Raw genomic sequence first — 21,185 nt, forward strand, 5'->3', positions numbered from 1 at the left:
AGTCCGCGGACGACTAGGCTACTCGAAGTGCTCGACGTTGCTGAGGAGATAGAACACAATAGCGATGTCGAAGAGAAGCGCGAGCGGTGCGAGCGCAACGATATCGATCAGTCCGCTCAACAGGAACACCCACAGCCCCCATTTGTATCCCCAGAATCGGAGATTCCAGAGGCACACCAGCACGACTAGTTCCGCGGCGAGAAACCCGACGCCGAGGAGAGCGAGAATCCCGACGAAGCCGCCGCTCTCTAACAACTCGAGCAGTCGTGTGTACGAGACGAATAAGCCGAAAAACTCGACGAGACAAATAGCCGTAACCCCCGACGGGCGCGACGAGCGCTTCCCAGTGTCGAGAGGAGACGAACGAGGAGGGACAGGCTTGGAGGACATCGAATCACGCTAGTAATGACAGAGAAGTAAATATTGTGGTCGAGGCGACGGTGCCAAGAAGACGCAGGCAGTTCGCTCGAAACGCTTTGGGATGCGAACGATATTCGGTCTACATGAGCCAGAGAGTCGTCCATCGGTCGCTCGCTGTATCTCCCTGCCGGAGGTCATGCTAACTATTTCGGGAGCGACTCGGGTAACAGCGGAGAAGGAACGGTTGGGAGCGCCGCGACCGGCGAACTGCCGGGCGATGGACCACCAAATCGGCGGTCCACCGAACCGGCGAGTCAATGATTCTACCGGAAATGGTTGGCATTGCTCACGATGTACGCGACGATTAGTACGTCGATTATCAGCGAGACGATGCTGAGGGTCACGAGGTCGAGAATCGCGCTGAAGACGTACAGGCGAATCCTCCACTTGTAGCCTCACTGCTGAAGCGTCCAGAGACCCAAGAGGACGATTCCTTTCCCGACGACGAGAGCGAGTCCGACGAGTCCGACGACGCGGAACGGAAAACATAGCACGACGAGTCGGCTACCGACGAACATGTCGTGGTACGTCCTTCTCGTCGCGGGCCTGTTCGAAATCGCGTGGGCAGTCGGGTTGGAATACTCCGACGGTCTCTCGAAACCGGTGCCGACCGCCGCCACCGTCCTCGCCCTCGTGGTCAGCATGGTCCTGCTGGCGAGAGCGGTCGAGAACTTGCCCGTCGGAACCGCCTACGCGGTCTGGACCGGCATCGGGGCCGTCGGCACCGCGACGCTCGGCATCGTCCTGTTCGAAGAACCGGCCGACCTCGCGCGAATCGGATTCATCGGCGTCATCGTCGTCGGCATCGTCGGACTGCACGCCTCCTCGGGCGGGCACTGAGTCGCTCGCTCCCGACTAGTTTTATGAGCGTTCCAACTGTTTGGATAAACATGTACAAGCACGTCGCCCTGCTCGTCCGACAGGAGGGGATGACCCACGAGGAGTTCGTGGACCACTGGCAGAACGAACACACCCCCATCGCCCGCGACATCGAGGGCGTCGCGCGCTACCAGACGGTCCTGCCCACAGACCCCGAGAACGCCGAGTTCGACGGCATCGCCGAACTCTACTTCGAGGAGTTAGACGACCTGCACGACGCGCTGGGAAGCGAGGGGTCGCGCGACTACGACCCCGAGAAGGGTAAAGCGAAAGAGGCCCGCGAGGACGTTGACAACTTCCTCGACATCAAGCGCCGACCGCGGTTCATCGGCGAGGAAATCGTCCAGAAAGACGAGGTAGACGGTGACACGGATGGTCTCTACAAACACTCAGCCTTCCTCGTCCGCCAAGAGGGGATGAGCCACGAGGAGTTCGTGGACTACTGGCAGGGCAACCACACACCCATCGCCCGCGAAATCGACGGCGTGGTCCGGTACGCCACCGTCCTGCCCACGGACCCAGAGAACGCCGAGTTCGACGGTATCGCGGAACTTTACTTCGAGGACGTGGACAAACTCTACGACGCACTGGGAAGCGAAGGGTCACGCGACTACGACCCCGAGAAGGGCAAGGCCAAGGAGGCCCGCGAGGACGTGAACAACTTCCTCGCTATCGACGAACGCCCGCGCTTCATCGGCCGAGAGACGGTCCAGAAAGACGAGACGTAGCGCGAGCCGAACCGTCGGCGACGACATCTCACGCACAAAACACTAAGGCGCTCCCCGCCGACCTCGGGGTATGGAAATCGGGACCGGACTGTTCACCTGCCAGCGGCGACCCGACGACGACCGGACGACGGGAGCGATATACGACGAGATGCTGACGCTCGGCCGGGCCATCGACGAGTCGGGCCTCGCCAGCGCGTGGGTTTCGGAGCATCACTTCGCGGCGGACGGCTACCTCTCGGCGACGATGCCGACGCTCGGCGCGCTCGCGGCCGAGACCGAGAACATCAAACTCGGCACCTGCATCGCGCTCGCGCCGCTGTACGACGGCGTGCGACTCGCCGAGGACGCCGCGACGGTGGACCTGCTGGCGGACGGCCGACTCACGCTCGGTCTCGCCATCGGGTCGAACCCGACGGAGTTCGAGGAGTTCGGCGTCCCCCGCGAGGAGCGCGTCGAGCGCATGCGCGACACGACCGACCTGCTCCGGGCGGCGTGGTCGGAGGGACCGTTAGAGTACGACGCCGAGTTCCACGACGTGTCGCCCGACGTGAGCGTGACGCCCAAACCGGACGGCGAGATTCCCGTGATGTACGGCGGGTCAGCGAAACCCGCGGTCCGGCGCGCCGCGCGCGTCGCCGACGCGTGGTGCGCGCCCTCGGCGCTCTCGGTGGCGGGTGTCCGCAAGCGCGTCGAGGACATCCGAAGCGTCCGCGAGGAGGAGAACCTCGATAGAGAGTTCCAAATCTACGTCCTCCAACACGGCTTCGTCGGCGATTCGAAAGAAGACGCGTGGGAGCAGATGAAGGACGGCTACTTCTACATCCAGCGGCGTTACGCCGAGATTTTCTCCGGCGAGGAAGTCGCGGAACTCGACGACGAGCGCAAGCGAGAGTTGAAAGAGCAGGCCGTCTTCGGCACGCCCGAACAGGTAATCGACCAGTTGGAGACGTACCGCGACGCCCTCGGCGACGACGTTCACTTCGTCTTCCGGACCTACCACCCCGGAATCGGCACCGACCGGATGGTCGAGTGCGTCGAGCGACTGGGTGAGGAGGTCGTGCCGCACTTCGAGTAGCGACCGAGGGTCCCGCTTCGCAGGCATAGACTAAAGACCCCGAAGAACCAACACGACAGCATGGGTAAATTACTCCGATACAGCGGATGGGCGCTCCTCGCCCTCGTCGCGCTGTGGGTCGTTGCCGAAGTCGTCACGTTCGTCCTCGGTATCGTCTCGTGGGTCGTAAGTACGCTCGTCACGGTTGCGGTGGCCGCAGTGGTGCTGTACCTCGCGTACCTGCTCGTCTCGCGGCTACTCGGCGAGAGCGGCGGGAAACCGAAGTCCAAGTCGCGGTCCCGGTCGCGCGAGCGCGAGAAGATTTTCGAGTGAGCGCGGAGCGCGAACGAACGCCGACCGAATGCGGGCGGATTTCGACCGAGTGCGGGACGGATTTCGAGCGCGACGCGAGGTGCGTCGCGCGAACCACCAGCACTTAACTCCCCGGAGTCCGTCACGTTCGGTATGGCTTCGACGTTGCGGCAGTTACTCCCGCAGTTTCTCATCATGATGTTGCTGTACTTCGCCCTCGTCGCCGTGCTGGCGACGGCGGGCGTGGAGGGGTTCGTGCCGCGAATCATCGCGGCGCTCGTCGTCGCGTTCGGCTACCCGGCGGCGCTCCGACGGATGGGCCGCGAACCGCCCGCGTGGAGACGGGAATCGTAAGTCGAATCGGCATTTTTGCGGTCAGTCACTTCTGCTCTCCCGCCGACAGGTAGCGCCTACGCGACGACAGACGGCCCATAACAAAGCGAGTAGCGTCCCGACAGACGCGCATGCGGAGACTCACAGCGGCGTTGGCGGTGATTCTCGTCGGCGCGAGCGTGGCGGCGGCCCTGCCCGCCGCCGCGACCGGTAGCCCGACCGACCGAGAAGCGACAGTGACGAACGAGACCCGCGAACCGCCCGACTTACCAGAGCAGTGGCGCGAGACCTACGGCACGAGCGGCGACGACACGTTCGCCGACGCGGTTAGAACCGACGACGGCGGCTACCTGCTCGTCGGGTGGACCGGCGAGGACGACCGAGACGGGTGGGTCCTCAAGACCGACGCCGAGGGACAGAAACAGTGGGAGAAGCGCCTCGGCGGTCCCGACACCGACCGACTCTGGGGACTCGTCCGGACCGACGAGGGCTACCTGCTCGCCGGGCGGGCCACGGCCGACGGGAGCGCCGAGGGCTGGCTGGTCGAAATCGGTTCCGAGGGCGCGGTCCGCGAAAACCGGACCGTCGGCGCGGGAGCGTTCTACGCGCTCGAACGGCGAGACGCGGGCAACGAGACGACGTATCTTGCGGCCGGTTGGACCCGCGGCGAGAGCGACCGAGACGGGTGGGCGGTCGGTCTCGACGCCGACCGCTCGACGGCGTGGCAAAAGCGCTACGCGACGCCGGAGGGCTACGGTGACGGCTACGTCCGAGCGGTCGTGCCGACCGACGCGGGCTACTACCTCGCCGGGAAAATCGAGGGCGACAGCGACGACGGATGGGCGCTCCGAGTCGGTGCCGACGGGGAGCAAGCGTGGCAGACCACCGCGGGCGGCGCGAGCAGAGACGACGTGTGGGCGGCCGCGTCCGCCGCGCCCGTCGCCGCGGACGCGACAGCCACAACAAATGTGACAGACGCCGCGAACGGCACCGAATCGAGCGCAGAAGCCGCCGACGCCGCCGCCGGGTTCGTCCTCGCTGGCGAGACCGAGAGCAACAGCACCGGCCCGCGCGACGGGTGGCTCGTGAAGTTCGGTCCGGAGGGAAGTGTCGAGTGGGCGCGAACGCCCGGCGGCGAGGGTCTCCAGTGGCTCGACTCGGCGATGCGCACGGAGGAGGGCTACCTCTTCACCGGCGGGTCCGACGCCGGGCCGAACGGGAGCGTTGACGGCTCCGTGCTGGCGACCGACGCCGAGGGCGAGACCCGCTGGCGGACGTACTACGGCACTAGCGGTTGGGACAAACCGTGGCCCGCCATCCGCGCTCACGGGGACGGCTACCTCCTCGCGGGCCAGACCACCGGCGGCGACGCGGGAGGGAAGGACGGCTGGCTCCTGAAAATCGGCGGCTCAGGGATCGAGAACGGAAACGCGACCGCGGGTGAAACAACGACCGACGCGGGCGGTGCGAGAGAGACGACCGACGCGAGCGGTGCGGGAGAGACGACCGACGCGGGCAGTGCGGGAAAGACGACCGACGAGGCGTTACGGGGTGAGACCGCCACGGCCACCGCAAGCGAGGGCGGCATCCCCGGATTCGGCGTCGGTGCAACGCTCGTCGCGCTCGGTGCGTTCGCCGCGCTTCTCGTCGCGGCGCGGCGATAGCGCGGTGAGACGTTGCGACACGTCTCGACGCGTCATCTCGCCGCCTCGACTCAGACCGGAACCTCGGCGTCCCGAATCAGGCGTCGGACGTGGCCGAGAGAGTAGGAGACGCCGTACTCGCGCTCGATGAATTCCCGGACGAGGTCGGGCGTCCACGACGAAGACTCGAACCCGTACGCGGCGGGGTCGTCCGCGAGCGCGTCGAACACCGCCGCGCGCTCGTCGGCAGTGAGTTCCGAGGGGCGGCCCGGCCGATCGTCGTCCTCGACCGCCTCCGAGAGGGGTTTCTGGGCGATGCGGTCGAGCCAGTAGTAGAGCGTCGATTCCGGGACACCGTACCGTTCCGAGAGGACCGAGACCGACACGCCGTCCTTGTACGCGATGGCAACCATCAGGCGCTTGGTTGCCTTCGCGCTCTCGGCCGCGTCGAGTTGGTCCCGTAGCGTCGGGAAGGAGACGCCGTCGAGCTTGTCCATCGGGTAGAACTTTCATATTTGTGGTTGTTAACTCTATCTGTTTTTAGGGAGGTGTCGCTCGGACCGTCCTTCCGACGGCGGTGCCGACCCCGTTGCCAGTTCCCCCGAGATTTAATCGGTCGGTCTCGTACGCTCGGCCATGGAAATCACGGACTACGAGCTGTTCGAGGTCCCACCGAGATGGCTGTTCTTGCGCCTCGAAACCAGCGACGGCACCGTCGGGTGGGGCGAACCCGTGGTCGAAGGGCGAGCGCACACCGTCCGGGCCGCCGTCGAGGAGTTGCTCGACGGCTACCTGCTCGGCGAGGACCCGCTCCGAATCGAGGACCACTGGCAGACGCTCTATCGGGGCGGCTTCTACCGGGGCGGCCCGGTCCTGATGTCGGCCATCGCGGGCATCGACCAAGCGCTCTGGGACATCAAGGGCAAGCACTTCGGCGCGCCGGTCTACGAACTGCTGGGCGGGAAAGCCCGCGACCGCATCCGGGTCTACCAGTGGATCGGCGGCGACCGGCCCGCGGACGTGGGCGAGGCCGCGCGCGAGCAGGTCGAAGCGGGCTTCACGGCGCTGAAGATGAACGCGACGCCCGAACTGGAGCGGGTCGATTCGCCCGCGAAGATTCGGGAGGCCGAGGAGCGTCTGGCGGAGGTCCGCGAGGCCGTCGGCGACGAGGTGGATATCGGCGTCGATTTCCACGGGCGAGTCGCCAAGTCGATGGCGAAGCGACTCGCCGCCGCGCTCGAACCGTACGAGCCGATGTTCGTCGAGGAGCCAGTCCTGCCGGAACACAACGACGCGCTCCCGGAAATCGCGGCCCACACGACCACCCCCATCGCCACGGGCGAGCGGATGTACTCGCGGTGGGACTTCAAGGAGGTGTTCGAATCGCAAGCCGTGGACGTGATTCAACCGGACTTGAGCCACGCCGGAGGCATCACCGAGGTCAAGAAAATCGCGTCGATGGCCGAGGCATACGACGTGGCGCTCGCGCCCCACTGTCCGCTCGGGCCTATTGCGCTGGCCTCCTGCGTGCAGGTCGATGCCTGCACGCCCAACGCCCTGATTCAGGAGCAGAGTCTCGGCATTCATTACAACGAGACGAGCGACGTGCTGGACTACCTCGCGGACCCCTCGGTGTTCGAGTACGAGGACGGCTACGTCGAGTTACCAGAGAAACCCGGACTCGGAATCGAAATCGACGAGTCGGTCGTCCGCGAGCGCGCGGGCGAGGTAGACTGGCACAACCCCGTCTGGCGACACGACGACGGGAGCGTCGCGGAGTGGTGAGATGGCGGTCCCGCTCGATTCGTTTCCGGACCTGACCGACGAGTCCGACCGCGAACTCGTCGCGCGCCACCAGCAAGTTGTGAGAGCGTTGGAGGGTGTCACGGTGGACGGTCTCGTCTACGAGTACCGGACCTAGTTCCATCAGGACCCACTCGTGACGCAGGACGAGACGGCCTACTACCTCGCCGTCAGGAGCCACGTCTGGGAGGAGTTCGCCGACCGGATGGACCTGACCGACGACGAGCTGACGCGACTGAAGACGCTTCACGCCGAGCAGTTCGCGGCGAGTGTGGGAGAGACGACGAGCGACGACAAGGCGGCAAGCGACAGGGGCGCGAGCGAGGAAGGGACGGACGAGACGGCGATGATTCTGACGAAAGAGTGAGTCTCGGCGGTTCGGAAGCCGTACGGTCACGTTTTCCGGAGGGGCACACGCCGACCTCGTCACCGAACCGATGGTTCCCGGTGTTTCGACCGAGGATTTTTATAGTTTGACACATACAAACTGGTACGCCGAGACGGGAGTCGGTGGGACTGAGTTTCACATGAACCGGGATACCGAGGACCTCACGAAGCGCGCGCCGTCGCTTGACCGAGATGGACGCGCGGCATACCGGGTAGTATCGAGCGGATTAGACGTTAGCACCACGATTATCGAGGCCGTGACCGAAGTCGCCGACTGCGACCGCCTTGCCGACGAGTGCATCCTCTACGACGTGGTGGACCCCGACGCGTTGAACCGGTTGTTCGAGGACAGAGGCGTCGGCGAGACGGGGACGACCGGACGAGTCGTCTTCGAACTGTACGGGTGTCGCGTGGAGGTCCGGGCCGACGGCAACCACGTCGTCTACGAACCCGAGAACTGTGAGGACTCGTCGGCATCCGCCGCGCAGTCGGCGTAAGGTTCGAGTACCCGCCGAAACGGTGCGGAACGTCGGGACCGTCGAATACCCCGAGAAAGCGGTCGGAATCAACACACGAAAAGGTAATCAGGGCGTGCCCAAACGCAGAGTCGAGAGGAAATTACCGAATGGCCGCCACCGACAACGCGACGTTTTGGGAGATGTACCGCGACCTACCAGTCCGGACGACGATTGCGACCGTCGTCCCCGTCTTTCTCGCCCTCGCACAACTGCTCAACGGCTACGTCCACGGGATTCCCATCGTTCGAATCGCGGGATTCACCGCCGGAATGGTCGTTGCGGCCGTGCTGGTGACCCAGTACAACCTCGTGCAGTACCACCGCCGGAACCTCCAACGGGAACTGTACGGCGACGAGTGAGTCCGAGAGCCGATTCGAATCAGCTCTCGGGGTCGTGGCGCTCGAACCAGTCGGACAGTTCGCGGAGTCGGTGGACCGCGCGGTCGGGGTCCCCGATATTGTGGTTCTCCTCGGGATAGACGACTAACCTCGCGGGCACGTCTCGTTTCTTGACGCTGACGTAGAGCTGTTCGCTCTGGGAGGGCGGACACCGCCAGTCCTCGCCGCCCGCTGTGACGAGCAGGGGCGTCTCGACTTCTCCCACGTCGAGGATGCTCGACGCGGCGTCGTACCCCTCTTCGTTCTCCCACGGCAGGCCGAAGTCGTTTTCCCACCAGACGTGGCTATCGTCGGTGCCGAACGCCGACCGGAAGTCGTAGACGCCGTGTTCGGCCGCCGCCGCGGCGAAGCGGTCGGTCTCGGCGACGAGGTAGCCCGTAGTAATTCCGCCGTAAGAGAACCCCGTGGCGAACAGGCGGTCCGGGTCGGCCCAGTCGCGCGCGAGTAGTTCATCGACGCCCGCCAACACGTCGGCGGTCTCGCGCGGTCCCCACTCGCCGCGAATCTGCTCGCTGAACGCGCGGCCGTACGACGAACTCCCCCGGTAGTTCGTCCGGAGGACGACGTGACCCCGGCCGGTCCAGTAGGAGAACTCGAAGGAGAACGTCGGGGCGTCGTAGGAGACGGGACCGCCGTGGACGGACGCGACGACGGGCCGCGGGTCCGGGTCCTCGGGGTCGAAGTCGGCGGGCAGGTACGCCAGCGCCTCGATTTCCTCGCCCTCCGAGTCGAATGTGACGCGGCGACACTCGGGCGTGTGGCGGTCCGCGAGCAGGTCGTCGTTGAGCGCGGTGAGGCGGGTGAGGTCGGTCGGTTCCGAGAAGTCCCCCGCGTCGAGCGCGTGGAGGTCCGCGCCGCGTTCGGGGTCCGAGAGGAGAACGACCGCGCGACCCCCGCGGAGGTCGAACCCTTCGACGGTCCGGCCTCTCCCCTGCGCGTCGAAGGTCCGCTTCGGGTCGCCGTCCGCGCCGAATCGCACGAGTCGGGTCAGTCCCTCGTCGCCGACCGCGGCGTAGAGGTCGTCGCCGCGCCACCCGAGCGCGCCGTGGCGCGAAACCGTCCGGTCGAGGTCGCCGGAGCGCGAGCGGTAATCAGCGCTGTCTCCGGCGGTGTCCGCCACGTAGACCTCCGCCGGGCGATAGGCGTTCTCCGGGTCGCCGCCGACGAACGCGAGGCGGTCGCCCTCGGGGTGCCAGCGCGGTCGGTCCGCGGTCAGGTCCGAGTCGGTCACTTTCCGGAGGTCCCCGCCGTCGGGCGCGACGGTGTAGAGGTCCATCACGTAGTTGTCGTCCGGGCGCTCGGTCCGGTTCGAGAGGAAGGCGATTCGGTCGCCGTCGGGCGACCACGCGGGACTCAGCCCGGTCGCCGGTTCGCGCGCGCCGCCGCCGTAGGCGTCGTCGAGGCGGGTCGCCTCGCGGGTCTCGCAGTCCACGACGAAGAGGTAGGTCCTCACGTCGTCCAACCAGCCCTGCCCGTCGAACTTGTGCTGGAGGCGCTCGGTCTCGATGGGACCGTCCTCCTCGCGCCGAGACCGGAGATACTCACGCTGGTCGTCAGTGGGGTCGCGCGCCGCGACGACGATGCGGTCGCTCTTGGGTCCCCAGTCGAAGCCTCGCGCGCCCTCCTCGAAGTCGGTGAGTTGGCGCGCGTCGCCGCCGCGTTCGAGGTCGAACGCCCAGACCTGCGCCTTCGGTTCGTCGGCGTCGGTCGCTCCCTCCTCGGAATCTTCGGTCTCCTCGCCCGACTCGCCGCGGGTCACCGCGATTTCGGCGTCGGTCTCGCGGGCCGCGGTGAACGCGAGTTTCGACCCGTCGGGACTCCACGACGGCGCGCTCGCGTCCGAGGCTCGCGTGAGTCGATGGGGGTCCCGAGAGCCGTCGGTCGGCGCGACGAACAGCGAACTCCGGCGCTCGTCGTCCTCTCGGTCGAACTCGTCGGCGACGAACGCAACGCGCTCGCCGCCGGGCGAGACGGCGAGGTCGGTCACGAGCGTCAGGTCGTAGAAGTCGTCGAGCGCGAGCGGTTCGGTCATGGGGAACGTGTCGAAGGCCGACAACTTGAGCGTGTGGGCATCGGAACCGTGGAGTCGGGAAGTCGCGGAGTCTTCGAACTCGTCCATCACCGTACATTTCCGGGCGATTTTCGACGCCGGAGAGACGCGATTCCGAAACCATTAGCCACCGCCGTCCCAAGCCCGAGGTAATGAGCGATTTGTTGGTCCGCGCGGCACGAGGCGAGCGAACCGAGCGACCGCCGGTGTGGCTGATGCGACAGGCCGGACGGTACATCCCCGAGTACCGCGATATTCGGGAGGACTACACGTTCAAGGAGGCCATCTCGACGCCCGAGGTCGCAGAGCGAATCACCCTCCTGCCGTGGGACATCTTCGAGCCGGACGGTCTCGTCATGTTCTCGGACATCCTCACCGTCCTCGAACCGCTCGGGTTGGACTACCACATCGAGAGCGGGACTGGCCCGGTCATCGAGAACCCCGTGACCCGGCCCTCCGAGGTCCCCGACGGGCACACCGACGTGCGCGAGGAACTGGACTACGTCGGCGCGCTCCTCGAACGCCTCCAGCGGAGCGTCGGCGACCAAACGTCCATCATCGGCTTCACGGGCGGGCCGTTCACCCTCGCGGCGTACGCCGTCGCCGGGCAACCGGCGGGCAAGAAACAGAAGCCGATTCGCAGGTTCAGGGTCGAGTACCCCGAGGCGTTCCGGAGTCTGCTCGAACGCTTCGCCGACGTGGTGGTCGAGTACGTCGAGTATCAGGTCGAGGCAGGCGCGGACCTGATTCAACTGTTCGATACCTACGCCGGACTGCTGACCCCCGACGACTACCGCGAGTTCGTCCAACCGCTCCACCAGCGCATCTTCGACGCCTGCGACGTGCCGACCGTCGTCTTCGCCCGGAACCCCGGCGGGAAACTCGACCTGCTGGCCGACTCGGGCGCGGACGTGGTGAGCCTCGATTGGACCCTGGACCTGCGCGACGCCCGCGAGCAGTTGGGCGACACGCCCGTGCAGGGCAATCTCGACCCAAGCTACCTGCTGGGCGACGAGGCGTTCGTCCGCGAGAAGACCGCAGAGGTCATCGAGAAAGCGGGACCCGAGGGCCACATCCTGAACCTCGGGCACGGTATCGACCGCGAGACGCCCGTCGAGAACGCGCAGGCGTTCGTGGAGACGGCGAAAGAGTGGAGTTGGGAGTAGGAGTAGAAAGACGAAATCGCCAGCGAACAGCCGTCACCGGAGCGCGTACAGCACACCGTTTCGGCCGTTTTCGGGGACGTTTTCGGTCCCGACGAACACCGTCCCGCCGACCGCCGCGACGCTTCGAACGGCACTCCCCGCGTCGAACGACCATCGTTCGCGCCCGTCGAGCGTGAACCCGAGGAGTCGGTTTCGTGCCTCGCCCGGCGTGTCGTCGTCACCGGACGTGCCCACGAGGACTGTCTCGTCGCCGACTGCGACTGCGCTCACCCAGTCGCCGGTCTCGACGCGCCAGCGTTCCGTCCCGTCGGAAAGCGAGTGAGCGACCACGGCGTGGTATCGCTCGCTGTCCTCCCCGCGGCGGAGCGACGAGAAACACCGCCCGTTTCTGACCGCGGGCGACCCGACCACGACTAACGACTCCGCGTCCGGGACCTCGACCGCAGTCCACTGACGCTCGCCCGAGGCGACATCGAACGCAGAGAGCGCGCCGCCCTCCGGTTCGTAAAAGAAGTTCCCTGACCCGACGAGGACGCGACCCTCGGCGACGACCGGGCGGAACGTGCGTTCTCCGGCCTCGCCCTGCCAGTCTTTCGGCGGCGGGCCGCCGGTCAGTACGTCGCTGACGCGCCGCGGACGGTATCGCCGAACGTCGTAGGCGGTGGTGAACAGCGACCCCTCGGCGATTGCGGGGTACGTCTCGTGACTGCCGTCGCCGGTCCAGCGCACTCGGCCCGAGTCGGCATCAAGCGCGGCGAGGTCGGGGTTTCCGCCAGCGAACACGGTCCCGTCCGCGACGGCGACACTCTTGACATCGCCGACTGAAGAGCGCCAGCGTCGCTCGCCCGTCACGGCGTCGAGAGCGGTGAGACCGATCGATTTGCCCCGGCTATCTCCGGCGTAGAGCGTCCCGCGTCGGAGCGCCAGCGTCGCGCCGCCGACGCTCGCGGTCCACTCGACGCGGCCCTGCTCGCGGTCGAGCGCCGCGACACCCTGCCCGCCAGCGTGGATTTCACCGCCGACGTAGACGCGCTCGGGACCGACGACGATGGACTGGACCTTCTCGACCGGGCGGGCGCGCCACGCGACTTCCGGGTCGGTCGGCGGTTCGGCGTGAGGGTTCGCGGCGCGATTCCGGAGGTCGTAGTGGTCGTGGGACCACGTTCCCCGCGAGGGCGTCCACGACTCGATGGAGCCGATATCGACGCGGGTGCTGGCACCGCCGAGCGCGGCGACACCGACACCAGAGGCCAGAAGCTGGCGGCGAGAGAGGTCGGGAGACATCGTTCGGTGTGAGACGGAACGGCGGGAAAGAATCTTCGACTCTCCGACAGGAAAGGAGGAGAACAGACAGGGCGTCCGTCGCCGTGTTAGTTGTCGGCCGACCGGGCGGCCGTCTCGGCGAGTTCGTCCGCGAGGGCTTCGGCCTCCCGAAGCCGACTCGGGACGCCCATCCGCGCGGTGTAGTTCGTCGCCAGTTCGACGCCGTCGGGCACCTCGACGCGCTCGACCGCGTCCCACGAGTCGTCGTAGGCCGGGAAGCCACGTTGGTGGTGGGCCACGTCCACGACCTCCGCGTCGGCACCCGTGACCTGCTCGAACTCCGCGGCCGCGACCTCGCCCATCGTCTCGTCGCTCTCGTCCAGCATCTCGGGGTCGTGCATCCCCCCGAGGAACACCGTGACGATTTCGCGGTCGAACATGCTCGCGTTCCACGAGACGCCCAGCGTCCGGAGGTCGGCGTCGAAGCCGACCTGATAGCCGAGCGCTGGCTCGACGCCCGCCGCGTCGAGGTCGGTTTCGAGGTAGACCATGGCGAGCGGGTTGTAGTTCAGTTCACGGAGCGCCGCCGCCGAGTCGGGCGCGAGGTCGCCCACGAGGTCGGCGGTGAGGTCCGCGGGCGTCGTCAGGACGACGCGGTCGAACGACTCGGTTCCATCGGGGGTTTCGAGGTCGTAGCTCCCGTTTTCGCCCTCTCGAACTCCCGTCACGGGCGTCTCGAAGCGGACGTTCTCGGCGTGGGCCTCTGCGAGGGCTTCCGGCAGTCGCTGGAGTCCGTCGTCGAACGAGATTGCCGGAGGCGTGTCGCGTCCGCCCGCGGTGCGCTCGATGGCCGCCTTCAGGAGGCTTCCGTGGCGCGCTTCGAGTTTCACGAGGCCCGAGAGCGCGTGGCCGACCGGCATCTCGGCGGGGTCCGAGCCGTAGATGCCGCCGAAGAGGGGACCGAGCAGGTTTCGGTAGGTCTCCTTGCCGAACTTCCGGGTGAACAGCTCCGCGGCGCTCTCGTCGGGGTCGGCGGGGTCGGTGTACGGTTCTGCGAGAACCTGCCGCTTGGCCGTCGCGGAGAGAAGGTCAGTCTCGCCGAACTCGTCCGGAGAGAACGGCGCGGGCCGAACGGCTCCGTCGGCGTAGACGCAGATGGGGAGGTCGGGGTCGGCAGTACGGACCTCCGAATCGAGGTCGAGGTCCCGAATCAGGCCATCGATGCGGTCGGTGCGCCGGACGCGCTGGGGTCCCCACTCCAAGACGTGGCCATCGACGCGGTCGCTCCGGACGACGCCGCCGGGGTCGGGCGCGGCCTCGAACAGGGTGAACGACACGTCGCGCTCGGCGAGGTAGTGGGCCAGCGACAGGCCGGTGATGCCGCCACCGACGATGCCGACCCGAGATGTATCGTTCGTCGTCATATCCGCTCGACGGGTGCGTTCAGGCACATCGCGTCGGGCGAGTCCGAACACTGGCACTGGCGGTACTGGTAGTAGCCGGGTTCGAACTCGCCGACGAACGGTTCCACGAGGTCGCCGAGGACGGTCTTGAAGCCGTCGTCGTCGTGGGGGACCGGCACGCGGTAGAAGTCGAGACCCGCTTCCTCGGCCTCCTCGCGGAGTTCGTCGTCGAGTTCCGAGAGGGTCTCGCTCTGCTCGTGCATGAAGCTAATCGGTTCGACCACGACGCGCTCGACCGACTCGTCGTCGCCCAACTCCTCGATTACGTCCTCGACCTCGGGGTCGGTCCACGGGATGTCGCGGTTCTCGTGGTTCTGGTAGCCCAGCGAGTACGAATCGACGCCGAGTTTCCGGCCGACGACCTCGCAAAACTCCTCGACGTAGGTGTCGTAGCGGCTTCCTTCGTCCAAGTAGTGTCGGGGCGTGCCGTGCGCGGAGTAGACCAGTTCGGTCGCCGAGTCGTGGAGGTCCAGACTGTGGGCGTCGGCGAACCGCCGGACGTTGCCCGCACGAATCTCGTTGTAACGCGGGTGGCGGTGCCAGCCGGTGATTTCGGCGACCGGCACGTCCCAATCGAGGTCGTCGGCGGCCTCGCGGAGTTCCTCGTTGGCCGCGATGGTCGTCGAGGCCCCGCACAGCGGGTAAATCGGGAGTGCGACGAGTTGGTCCACGTCGTCGGCGTGGGCGGCCTCGACGGCATCGGAGATGAACGGGTCGGTGAACTGCATCCCGAGGTAGGTTTCGGCGTCGTAGCCCCGGTCGGCGAGTTCGGCGGCGAGCGCGTCGGCCTGCGCCTCGGCTTGGGGTTTCAGCGGGGAGCCACCGATTTCTTCGTACTCCTCGATAAGTCCGGGCGCGCGTCGCTCGGCGAGTTGGCGGGCGCGGGCGTGTTTCTCCTCCTCAGTGTCGGCCTCCTCCAGCGAGGCGTTGTTCAGGAAGATGCGTTCGAGGTAGGGGACGACGTTCTCGCGGGTCGGTTCCGCAGGCTCACCGAAGTTGAGCAGGACGACTCCTGTAGACATAATCGGGTCTTAGGACAGTGTAATGTAATAGCTGTCGCTTGCGGAGAGTTCGTCTCGTGTTCGACGGGAGTATGGGTTCGGGCACCAACCTATCACTTTTAACACTCCTCAGTGCAACTTCTTGTGTAGAGCACCGAATGACACTCTCGTCAATCATCGACGGCGTGACGGGGACCGGGCGGACGCTACGAGTCTACGACCCGACGAACCCGGACGCGGTCGCCGCCCTCGAACGCCACTTCGAGGTCCAGAACGTCGTCGTCGAGGAGACCACGCTCCCCGAGGGACCGGAGGATTTCGTCGTGTTACAGGATGGCGACGAATTCCTCGCGGCCGCCGACCTCGAAGCGCTCCGGCGCGCAGTCACCTTCGAGTCGGGACTACTCGACGCGACCTGCTTCGAGGAGACCCAAGTGCCCGACGTTCTCAAGCACGTCAGCGACACCACCTTCACGGCCTACGGAAAATACCGGATGATTCTGGCCTCGCGCGAGATAGAGGAACAGGCGTGGCGCGCGGACGGGGGGGAACTCCACTCGGGCTTTCAGCACCTGTCGTTGCTGCGCGACCAGTGGAACCTCTACGAACGACTCGGCGACCGAGGGGTGGACGTTCACGTCTACGGCACGCCGGACTGGCAACCACCCGAGACCGACTGGCTGACCGTCCACAACCACGACAACGCCGAGATTCGGCGGGCGTGGTTCGTGGTCTTCGACGCGCCCGATGACGGCGACTGCGCGCTCCTCGCCGAGGAGCGCGCACCAAACGAGTTCAGCGGGTTCTGGACCTACGACTCGTCGCTCACCGGCGACGTGTTGGTGTATCTGCGAGCGGAGTACGGGAGCGCTCGATAGCTCTCGGGAGCGTTCTGATTGCTCCGTTGTCGAACGTACGGGTCGGAATCGGGTTTCAAGTGGCAGTAGACCGTTTGCAGTTTCATGCCCACCGACGACGCCGCGACCCCAAAACCCGACAACGAGGACGCAATCGACCACCTGTTCGGGTCGCTTCCGACCGTCCGCGTGTCCCGCGTGCCCGACGACGAGAGCGAGTAGTAGCGAAGACCCCGTTTACTGACAGTGAGTCGTTACATCGAAGAGCTACCTCTCGGCCCGAAGCTACTCAGTTTCTCGCGCCGAGAGTTCCCGCTCGGCGTTCGTCCGCGGCCGAGTCGCGCCGCGGCGTGCGCGCGGCGACGTTAATCGCGTCGAGACGAACGGTCAGCGTCTTCGAGGCGGTCGGACAGTGTCTTTTTATCGAGTAGTGCCGTTGTCTCCGCCTCAGATAACAAGGTACTTTAGTTAGATAGCTCAGAGCTAGATTAATTTCGAGGCCGGATTGTAGAAAGTATGCAGACGACACTGGATTACCGGACGAACCGCGACCTGTTCTCGAACTACTATCTCGATAACCATCTCCCGGAAACCGACCACTGGACCGGAGTCGAAGAGTCCGACGTTCGGGCGGCCTACGAGGAAATCCGCGACCGTTACCGGCGCGAGGCCGACCTCGCGCCCGACTACAACGAGCGGCAACTCCGCGAGAACCTACTCGACCCCGTCTTCGAGACGCTGGGGCTGACGACGGCCGTCGAGGAACCCGTCAGCGGCGAACGACTCCGGCCGGACTACACCCTGTTCGGCGACGAGCGCGCCCGCGAAGACGCCTTCGAGCGCCGGTCGGAAGGCCGGTCGTTCCACGACGCCGCGCTCGCCGTCGCCGACGCCAAGCGGTGGGGTCGCTCGCTCGACGGCGGCACCGACCGCGATTTCACCAACCCGAGCTACCAGATTCACGTCTATCTGGACGCGACGGGACTGAACCGGGGCATCCTCACGAACGGTCGGAAGTGGCGACTCTACTACGGACCGACCAGCCACCGCCTCGATTCGTACTACGAAATCGACCTGCCGACCCTGCTAGAGACTGGAGACGTGGAGGCGTTCAAGTATTTTTACCTCTTCTTCCGGCGCGAGGCGTTCCTCGGGGAGGGCCGAGCGCGGGGCGCGAACGCCCTCGCCGAAGACCGGCCGTTCGTCGAGCGCGTCCACCGCGAGAGCAACATCTTCGCCGAGGAGTTGAGCGAGGACCTTCGAGAGAACGTCTACGACGCGCTGGCGCTCCTCGCGCAGGGGTTCGTCGCGGACGCGAGCGACGGTGGCACGGATGAGGGCGACACCGGGGTCGGCGACATCATGGACGGCGACCCCGACGACGCCCTCGATTTGGACCTCGACGTGGTGTACGAGGCGTCGCTGACCTACCTCTATCGGCTCATCTTCGTGCTGTACGCCGAGAGTGACGGCCGGGACCTGCTCGACACCGACAACGAGGTGTATCGAACGCGCTACAGCCTCAACGCGCTCAAGCGTCAGGTCGCCGAAGAACTCGACAGTCCGAACCCCATCTACCGGTCGTGGCAGACGACCCTCTGGGACCGACTGGACGAACTGTTCGCGCTCGTGGACCGCGGAAGCGAGTCCCGTGGCATCCCGCGTGAGGACCTCTACGTCCCGGCCTACAACGGCGGCCTGTTCACGTCGGACCCCGACGCGGGCGAGACGGCCGCGTTCCTCGACTCGCACGCGGTCGGGGATACGTACCTCGCGCGAGTCGTCGAACTGCTCACCCGGCGCGAGAGCGAGCGCGGCGAGGGCCGGGCGTTCGTGGACTACTCGTCGCTCGACGTGCGCCACCTCGGAAGCATCTACGAGGGCCTGCTGGAGTACGACCTCGAACTCGCCGACCGGCCGCTCGCGGCGGTCCGCGAGGACGGCGAGCAGGAGTGGGTTCCGGCCGAGGACGCCCCCGAGGAATCGACCGTCGAACGGGTCGATTCGGGCGAGGTCTACCTAACGACCGAGACGGGAAAGCGCAAGAAAACGGGGTCGTACTACACGCCCGAGTTTGTCGTGGAGTACGTCGTCGAGCGCACGCTCGACCCTCTAATGGACGAGATTCGAGCGGACCTGAACCCCACCGACCCCGATTACCCCGAGCGGTTCGCCGAGCGCGTCTTCGACCTCTCGGTGCTGGACCCCGCGATGGGGAGCGGCCACTTCCTCGTCAAGACGGTCGAACACCTCGCGCGAGCGGTCGTGGAGGCCCATCAGGAGTACGTCGAGCGCGCGGGCGACGCCGCAAAAGCGGAGGCGGTCGGCGACCCGCCGGACGTTCACTGGGCGCGCAGGCAGGTCGCCCAGCAGTGCATCTACGGCGCAGACAAAAACGGCATGGCGGTCGAACTGGCGAAGGTGTCGCTGTGGCTCCGGACGCTGGCGGCCGAGCAACCGCTGGCGTTCTTAGACCACCACCTCGTGCGCGGCGACTCGCTTGCCGGGACCGACGTGGCCGAGGTCGAGGAGATGGCGCGCGACACCGGCCCGAACGCGAGTCTCGCGGAGTTCGGCGCGACCCGCGCCGACGCCGGTGGACTCGATACGCTCGTCCATCGAGCCTCCGATCGCTCCGTTCCCGGAGACGCCATCGACGACCTGATAGCCGCCTACCGGGAGTTCGTCGCCATCGAGAACGAAAGCCTCGCAGACGTAAAAGAGATGGAACGCCGATATACCGAGATTCGGCGCGACGACCTCCGGCAGCGACTCACCGCGATGGCGAACGTTCACGCCGCCGAGCGGTTCGGTCTCGACGTTCCGTCCGGGGCTTACGAGCGCATGGGCCGGGCGCTGGATGACGCCGAGGCGTGGGCCGACCTCGCCGACCAGTCGTGGTTCGCGGAGACCCAGCGAATCGCCGACGAGCGCGACTTCCTCCACTGGAAGCTCTCGTTCCCCGAGGTGTTCTACGACGACGAGGGGTGGCCGCTCCCCGAAAGCGAGGCCGGGTTCGACGCCGTGGTCGGCAACCCGCCCTACGTCAGGAGTCAGAATCTACCCGACGACCTGAAAGAATACTACCGCGCCGAGTTCGACACCGCGAAGGGTGCCTACGACCTCTACGTCCCCTTCGCGGAACTCGCGGGTGACCTCGGACGGCGAGTCTCGCTGGTCGTCCCGAACAAGTGGACGACGACCGACTACGGCCGGGCGCTCCGGGACCGTCTGCTCGACGACCACGGTCTCCGGGAGGTCCTCGACGCCTCGAACCTCGACGTGTTCCCCGACGCCGACATCTACCCCGTGGTCGTCACCTACGGCGAGTCGCCGTCGCACAGCAATGGCGACGATGGCAACGACGACGGCAGTGATAGGAACTCACAGACCCCGGACGAGGAAATCCGGATTCGCCACCCCGGCGAGGACCGCGACCTCTCGGCGGCCCGGACAACCGCGGTCCCCCGGTCGCTCGTGGACCGACTCGGCGGCCGGGTGATACCCCTCGACGTGGTCCCCGCGTTCGCCGACCTCGCTGGCGACGTGCTGGCCGACTGCGACCGACTCGGCGACCACGTAACGATGACCGAGGGCGTCCACACCGGCAACGTCCGCGAGAAGTTGCTGGTCGAGGACGCCGACACGGACGCCTCGGACGCCCGCCCGAAAATCGCGGGCGGAGCGTCGGTCGGCCGGTACCGCCTCGACTGGGACGGGACCCGGATTCGCTACGACGAGTCGCTGGTCGGGCGCGGCGAGTACGCCGACTTCCGGACCTCTGACTGCTTCGAGGGCGAGAAGTTGCTCGTCCGCGACATCAGCGACCGGCCCGTGGCGGTCCACGACGACGCGGATTTGTACGCGCTCAACACCCTCTACAGCGTTCAGTCGCGGGACGAATCCGACCTCGCGCTCCGCTACCTACTCGGCGTGTTCAACTCCGAGTTCGTGGCGACCTACTACCGGCAGGTGTACGGCGGCACCCACGTCAGCGGCGACTACCTCCGGTTTAAGCCGATGTTCGCCGAGCAGATTCCGGTGCCCGACCCCGAGGACGCGCCGGTCGGCGGCGACGACGTGGCCGAAATCGTCGCGGAGTACGGAGTCGAGGACGCGCTGGCGGACTCGCCCTCCGACCCGGAACGCGCGATAGCGACCCTGACCGAGCGCGTCCGTGAGGCCCGCGACGAGCGCGCCGCGCTCAACTGCGACGTGCTGGATTATCTCGGCGAGCGCGGAGGGGCGAAAGAGACGGGGACTGCGACGAAGACGAGGACGGACCCAGCGACCGCCGCGGAACCGACGCTCGGAGAGCGTTCCGTTCCGGCCGCGGGCGTCGGCGACTCGATTCTCGCGGAGACGAGCGCCGACCGGGAGGGGCTTCGAGTCGGCGCGGTCCGAGTCCGTGAGGACGACACCGGCGCGCTCGAACTCGCCGCGACGGCGCGCTACAAGCCCGCAAACGGCGAGCGCGAGGACCGAGAAACCGACTGCTGGGGGTACGTCGAGACCGACCCTGTGGCCGCGATGGTGGTTTCGAACGCCGACGCGACCGAGCGTACGCTGGTCGAGGCGTTCGTTCCGGCCGCCGTCGAGCGCGGCGGCGGATTCGCAGGGTTCCGCGAGCAGGCGACCAAGACCAACTCGCTGTTGGACCGCCTGCGAGCGCTGACCTTGCCCGACCCCGAGCGCGTCGCCGACGACGTGGCGCGCTACCGAGAGGTCCGAGCGCGGGCCGCGGAGTTGGACGAGCGAATCGCGGCGCTGGAAGAGGCTATCGACGAGGTGGTGTATCGACTCTACGGTGTGGACGGCGAGCAGGTAGAAAGGACGGCGTGACTGGGTGTAGTTTGGTCTGAACAATCCCGCGCCGGTAGGTTGGTTACGTACTTCCCCAATCGTCAGGA

Annotated in this window: 21 protein-coding genes; 14 read left to right on the forward strand and 7 right to left on the reverse strand. The window is 66.5% G+C overall.

Going from position 1 to position 21,185, the window contains the following annotated elements:
* Positions 1 to 18 precede the first annotated feature (18 nt).
* Both EP007_RS17685 and EP007_RS18210 read right to left on the reverse strand, forming a co-directional pair.
* The gene (locus EP007_RS17685; RefSeq protein WP_166035682.1) at positions 19 to 390 is read right to left on the reverse strand and encodes a hypothetical protein; all 372 of its coding nucleotides are present in this window, start codon (positions 388 to 390) and stop codon (positions 19 to 21) included.
* Positions 391 to 815: 425 nt separating this feature from the next.
* The gene (locus EP007_RS18210; RefSeq protein WP_281062944.1) at positions 816 to 938 is read right to left on the reverse strand and encodes a hypothetical protein; all 123 of its coding nucleotides are present in this window, start codon (positions 936 to 938) and stop codon (positions 816 to 818) included.
* On the opposite strand from EP007_RS18210, the gene sugE reads away from it, so the two are divergent.
* The 6 genes from sugE to EP007_RS16200 all read left to right on the forward strand — a co-directional run bounded on the left by sugE (position 937) and on the right by EP007_RS16200 (position 5,390).
* Positions 937 to 1,260, forward strand: coding sequence for a quaternary ammonium compound efflux SMR transporter SugE (gene sugE / locus EP007_RS16175; protein WP_128478800.1), 324 nt, complete (start codon positions 937 to 939; stop codon positions 1,258 to 1,260). The two genes, EP007_RS18210 and sugE, sit on opposite strands and share 2 nt — an antisense overlap.
* A gap of 50 nt (positions 1,261 to 1,310) precedes the next feature.
* Complete coding sequence (locus tag EP007_RS16180; protein WP_128478801.1) at positions 1,311 to 2,027, forward strand: EthD domain-containing protein; 717 nt, start codon at positions 1,311 to 1,313, stop codon at positions 2,025 to 2,027.
* A gap of 70 nt (positions 2,028 to 2,097) precedes the next feature.
* Positions 2,098 to 3,102: an LLM class flavin-dependent oxidoreductase gene (locus EP007_RS16185; RefSeq protein ID WP_128478802.1), complete on the forward strand. Its 1,005-nt coding sequence runs from the start codon at positions 2,098 to 2,100 to the stop codon at positions 3,100 to 3,102.
* 60 nt (positions 3,103 to 3,162) lie between these two features.
* A complete protein-coding gene (locus EP007_RS16190) occupies positions 3,163 to 3,414 on the forward strand; it encodes a hypothetical protein (protein ID WP_208023617.1) in 252 nt (83 codons plus the stop codon).
* Positions 3,415 to 3,546: 132 nt separating this feature from the next.
* Positions 3,547 to 3,747, forward strand: a complete 201-nt coding sequence (locus tag EP007_RS16195; RefSeq protein WP_128478803.1) for a hypothetical protein — start codon at positions 3,547 to 3,549, stop codon at positions 3,745 to 3,747.
* A gap of 110 nt (positions 3,748 to 3,857) precedes the next feature.
* Complete coding sequence (locus EP007_RS16200) at positions 3,858 to 5,390, forward strand: hypothetical protein (RefSeq protein ID WP_128478804.1); 1,533 nt, start codon at positions 3,858 to 3,860, stop codon at positions 5,388 to 5,390.
* Positions 5,391 to 5,440: 50 nt separating this feature from the next.
* Here the strand turns inward: EP007_RS16200 and EP007_RS16205 are convergent, their stop codons facing one another.
* Positions 5,441 to 5,866: a helix-turn-helix domain-containing protein gene (locus tag EP007_RS16205; RefSeq protein WP_128478805.1), complete on the reverse strand. Its 426-nt coding sequence runs from the start codon at positions 5,864 to 5,866 to the stop codon at positions 5,441 to 5,443.
* A 139-nt stretch (positions 5,867 to 6,005) separates the two neighbouring features.
* Between EP007_RS16205 and dgoD the strand changes: the two genes are divergently transcribed.
* From dgoD to EP007_RS16225, 5 genes are all read left to right on the forward strand, one after another.
* A complete protein-coding gene (dgoD, locus tag EP007_RS16210; RefSeq protein ID WP_128478806.1) occupies positions 6,006 to 7,154 on the forward strand; it encodes a galactonate dehydratase in 1,149 nt (382 codons plus the stop codon).
* A 1-nt stretch (position 7,155) separates the two neighbouring features.
* Positions 7,156 to 7,290 (forward strand): hypothetical protein, encoded by a 135-nt coding sequence (locus EP007_RS18215; RefSeq protein WP_281062945.1) that lies wholly within the window; start codon positions 7,156 to 7,158, stop codon positions 7,288 to 7,290.
* An 18-nt stretch (positions 7,291 to 7,308) separates the two neighbouring features.
* Complete coding sequence (locus EP007_RS16215; protein WP_128478807.1) at positions 7,309 to 7,539, forward strand: hypothetical protein; 231 nt, start codon at positions 7,309 to 7,311, stop codon at positions 7,537 to 7,539.
* A gap of 160 nt (positions 7,540 to 7,699) precedes the next feature.
* On the forward strand, positions 7,700 to 8,056 hold the full coding sequence (locus EP007_RS16220) for a HalOD1 output domain-containing protein (protein WP_128478808.1): 357 nt from the start codon (positions 7,700 to 7,702) through the stop codon (positions 8,054 to 8,056).
* 128 nt (positions 8,057 to 8,184) lie between these two features.
* Positions 8,185 to 8,436 carry a hypothetical protein gene (locus tag EP007_RS16225; protein ID WP_128478809.1) on the forward strand — a complete coding sequence of 84 codons (252 nt, stop codon included), beginning with the start codon at positions 8,185 to 8,187 and terminating at the stop codon, positions 8,434 to 8,436.
* A gap of 19 nt (positions 8,437 to 8,455) precedes the next feature.
* Here the strand turns inward: EP007_RS16225 and EP007_RS16230 are convergent, their stop codons facing one another.
* Entirely contained in the window at positions 8,456 to 10,507 is a 2,052-nt protein-coding gene (locus EP007_RS16230) for a S9 family peptidase (RefSeq protein WP_128478888.1), read from the reverse strand.
* 170 nt (positions 10,508 to 10,677) lie between these two features.
* Between EP007_RS16230 and hemE the strand changes: the two genes are divergently transcribed.
* Complete coding sequence (gene hemE, locus EP007_RS16235; RefSeq protein WP_128478810.1) at positions 10,678 to 11,691, forward strand: uroporphyrinogen decarboxylase; 1,014 nt, start codon at positions 10,678 to 10,680, stop codon at positions 11,689 to 11,691.
* Between the two features lie 33 nt (positions 11,692 to 11,724).
* Here the strand turns inward: hemE and EP007_RS16240 are convergent, their stop codons facing one another.
* The 3 genes from EP007_RS16240 to hemH form a co-directional block, all read right to left on the reverse strand.
* Positions 11,725 to 12,975, reverse strand: coding sequence for an outer membrane protein assembly factor BamB family protein (locus tag EP007_RS16240; RefSeq protein ID WP_128478811.1), 1,251 nt, complete (start codon positions 12,973 to 12,975; stop codon positions 11,725 to 11,727).
* An 86-nt stretch (positions 12,976 to 13,061) separates the two neighbouring features.
* A complete protein-coding gene (gene hemG, locus EP007_RS16245; protein ID WP_128478812.1) occupies positions 13,062 to 14,378 on the reverse strand; it encodes a protoporphyrinogen oxidase in 1,317 nt (438 codons plus the stop codon).
* Positions 14,375 to 15,439 carry a ferrochelatase gene (gene hemH, locus EP007_RS16250; RefSeq protein ID WP_128478813.1) on the reverse strand — a complete coding sequence of 355 codons (1,065 nt, stop codon included), beginning with the start codon at positions 15,437 to 15,439 and terminating at the stop codon, positions 14,375 to 14,377. Before hemH ends, hemG begins: the two co-directional genes overlap by 4 nt.
* Before the next feature lie 137 nt (positions 15,440 to 15,576).
* Between hemH and EP007_RS16255 the strand changes: the two genes are divergently transcribed.
* Positions 15,577 to 16,296 (forward strand): DICT sensory domain-containing protein, encoded by a 720-nt coding sequence (locus tag EP007_RS16255; protein WP_166035684.1) that lies wholly within the window; start codon positions 15,577 to 15,579, stop codon positions 16,294 to 16,296.
* A gap of 495 nt (positions 16,297 to 16,791) precedes the next feature.
* A complete protein-coding gene (locus tag EP007_RS16260) occupies positions 16,792 to 21,117 on the forward strand; it encodes an Eco57I restriction-modification methylase domain-containing protein (protein WP_128478815.1) in 4,326 nt (1,441 codons plus the stop codon).
* The last annotated feature ends 68 nt before the right edge of the window (positions 21,118 to 21,185 follow it).

It is taken from the genome of Halorussus pelagicus, from assembly GCF_004087835.1.
GTDB lineage: Archaea > Halobacteriota > Halobacteria > Halobacteriales > Haladaptataceae > Halorussus > Halorussus pelagicus.

Coding starts and splice junctions, on each gene's coding strand:
- EP007_RS17685 (WP_166035682.1), bottom strand. CDS start 390: ATGTCCTCCAAGCCTGTCCCTCCTCGTTCGTCTCCTCTCGACACTGGG.
- sugE (WP_128478800.1), top strand. CDS start 937: ATGTCGTGGTACGTCCTTCTCGTCGCGGGCCTGTTCGAAATCGCGTGG.
- EP007_RS18210 (WP_281062944.1), bottom strand. CDS start 938: ATGTTCGTCGGTAGCCGACTCGTCGTGCTATGTTTTCCGTTCCGCGTC.
- EP007_RS16180 (WP_128478801.1), top strand. CDS start 1,311: ATGTACAAGCACGTCGCCCTGCTCGTCCGACAGGAGGGGATGACCCAC.
- EP007_RS16185 (WP_128478802.1), top strand. CDS start 2,098: ATGGAAATCGGGACCGGACTGTTCACCTGCCAGCGGCGACCCGACGAC.
- EP007_RS16190 (WP_208023617.1), top strand. CDS start 3,163: ATGGGTAAATTACTCCGATACAGCGGATGGGCGCTCCTCGCCCTCGTC.
- EP007_RS16195 (WP_128478803.1), top strand. CDS start 3,547: ATGGCTTCGACGTTGCGGCAGTTACTCCCGCAGTTTCTCATCATGATG.
- EP007_RS16200 (WP_128478804.1), top strand. CDS start 3,858: ATGCGGAGACTCACAGCGGCGTTGGCGGTGATTCTCGTCGGCGCGAGC.
- EP007_RS16205 (WP_128478805.1), bottom strand. CDS start 5,866: ATGGACAAGCTCGACGGCGTCTCCTTCCCGACGCTACGGGACCAACTC.
- dgoD (WP_128478806.1), top strand. CDS start 6,006: ATGGAAATCACGGACTACGAGCTGTTCGAGGTCCCACCGAGATGGCTG.
- EP007_RS18215 (WP_281062945.1), top strand. CDS start 7,156: ATGGCGGTCCCGCTCGATTCGTTTCCGGACCTGACCGACGAGTCCGAC.
- EP007_RS16220 (WP_128478808.1), top strand. CDS start 7,700: ATGAACCGGGATACCGAGGACCTCACGAAGCGCGCGCCGTCGCTTGAC.
- EP007_RS16225 (WP_128478809.1), top strand. CDS start 8,185: ATGGCCGCCACCGACAACGCGACGTTTTGGGAGATGTACCGCGACCTA.
- EP007_RS16230 (WP_128478888.1), bottom strand. CDS start 10,507: ATGACCGAACCGCTCGCGCTCGACGACTTCTACGACCTGACGCTCGTG.
- hemE (WP_128478810.1), top strand. CDS start 10,678: ATGAGCGATTTGTTGGTCCGCGCGGCACGAGGCGAGCGAACCGAGCGA.
- EP007_RS16240 (WP_128478811.1), bottom strand. CDS start 12,975: ATGTCTCCCGACCTCTCTCGCCGCCAGCTTCTGGCCTCTGGTGTCGGT.
- hemG (WP_128478812.1), bottom strand. CDS start 14,378: ATGACGACGAACGATACATCTCGGGTCGGCATCGTCGGTGGCGGCATC.
- hemH (WP_128478813.1), bottom strand. CDS start 15,439: ATGTCTACAGGAGTCGTCCTGCTCAACTTCGGTGAGCCTGCGGAACCG.
- EP007_RS16255 (WP_166035684.1), top strand. CDS start 15,577: ATGACACTCTCGTCAATCATCGACGGCGTGACGGGGACCGGGCGGACG.
- EP007_RS16260 (WP_128478815.1), top strand. CDS start 16,792: ATGCAGACGACACTGGATTACCGGACGAACCGCGACCTGTTCTCGAAC.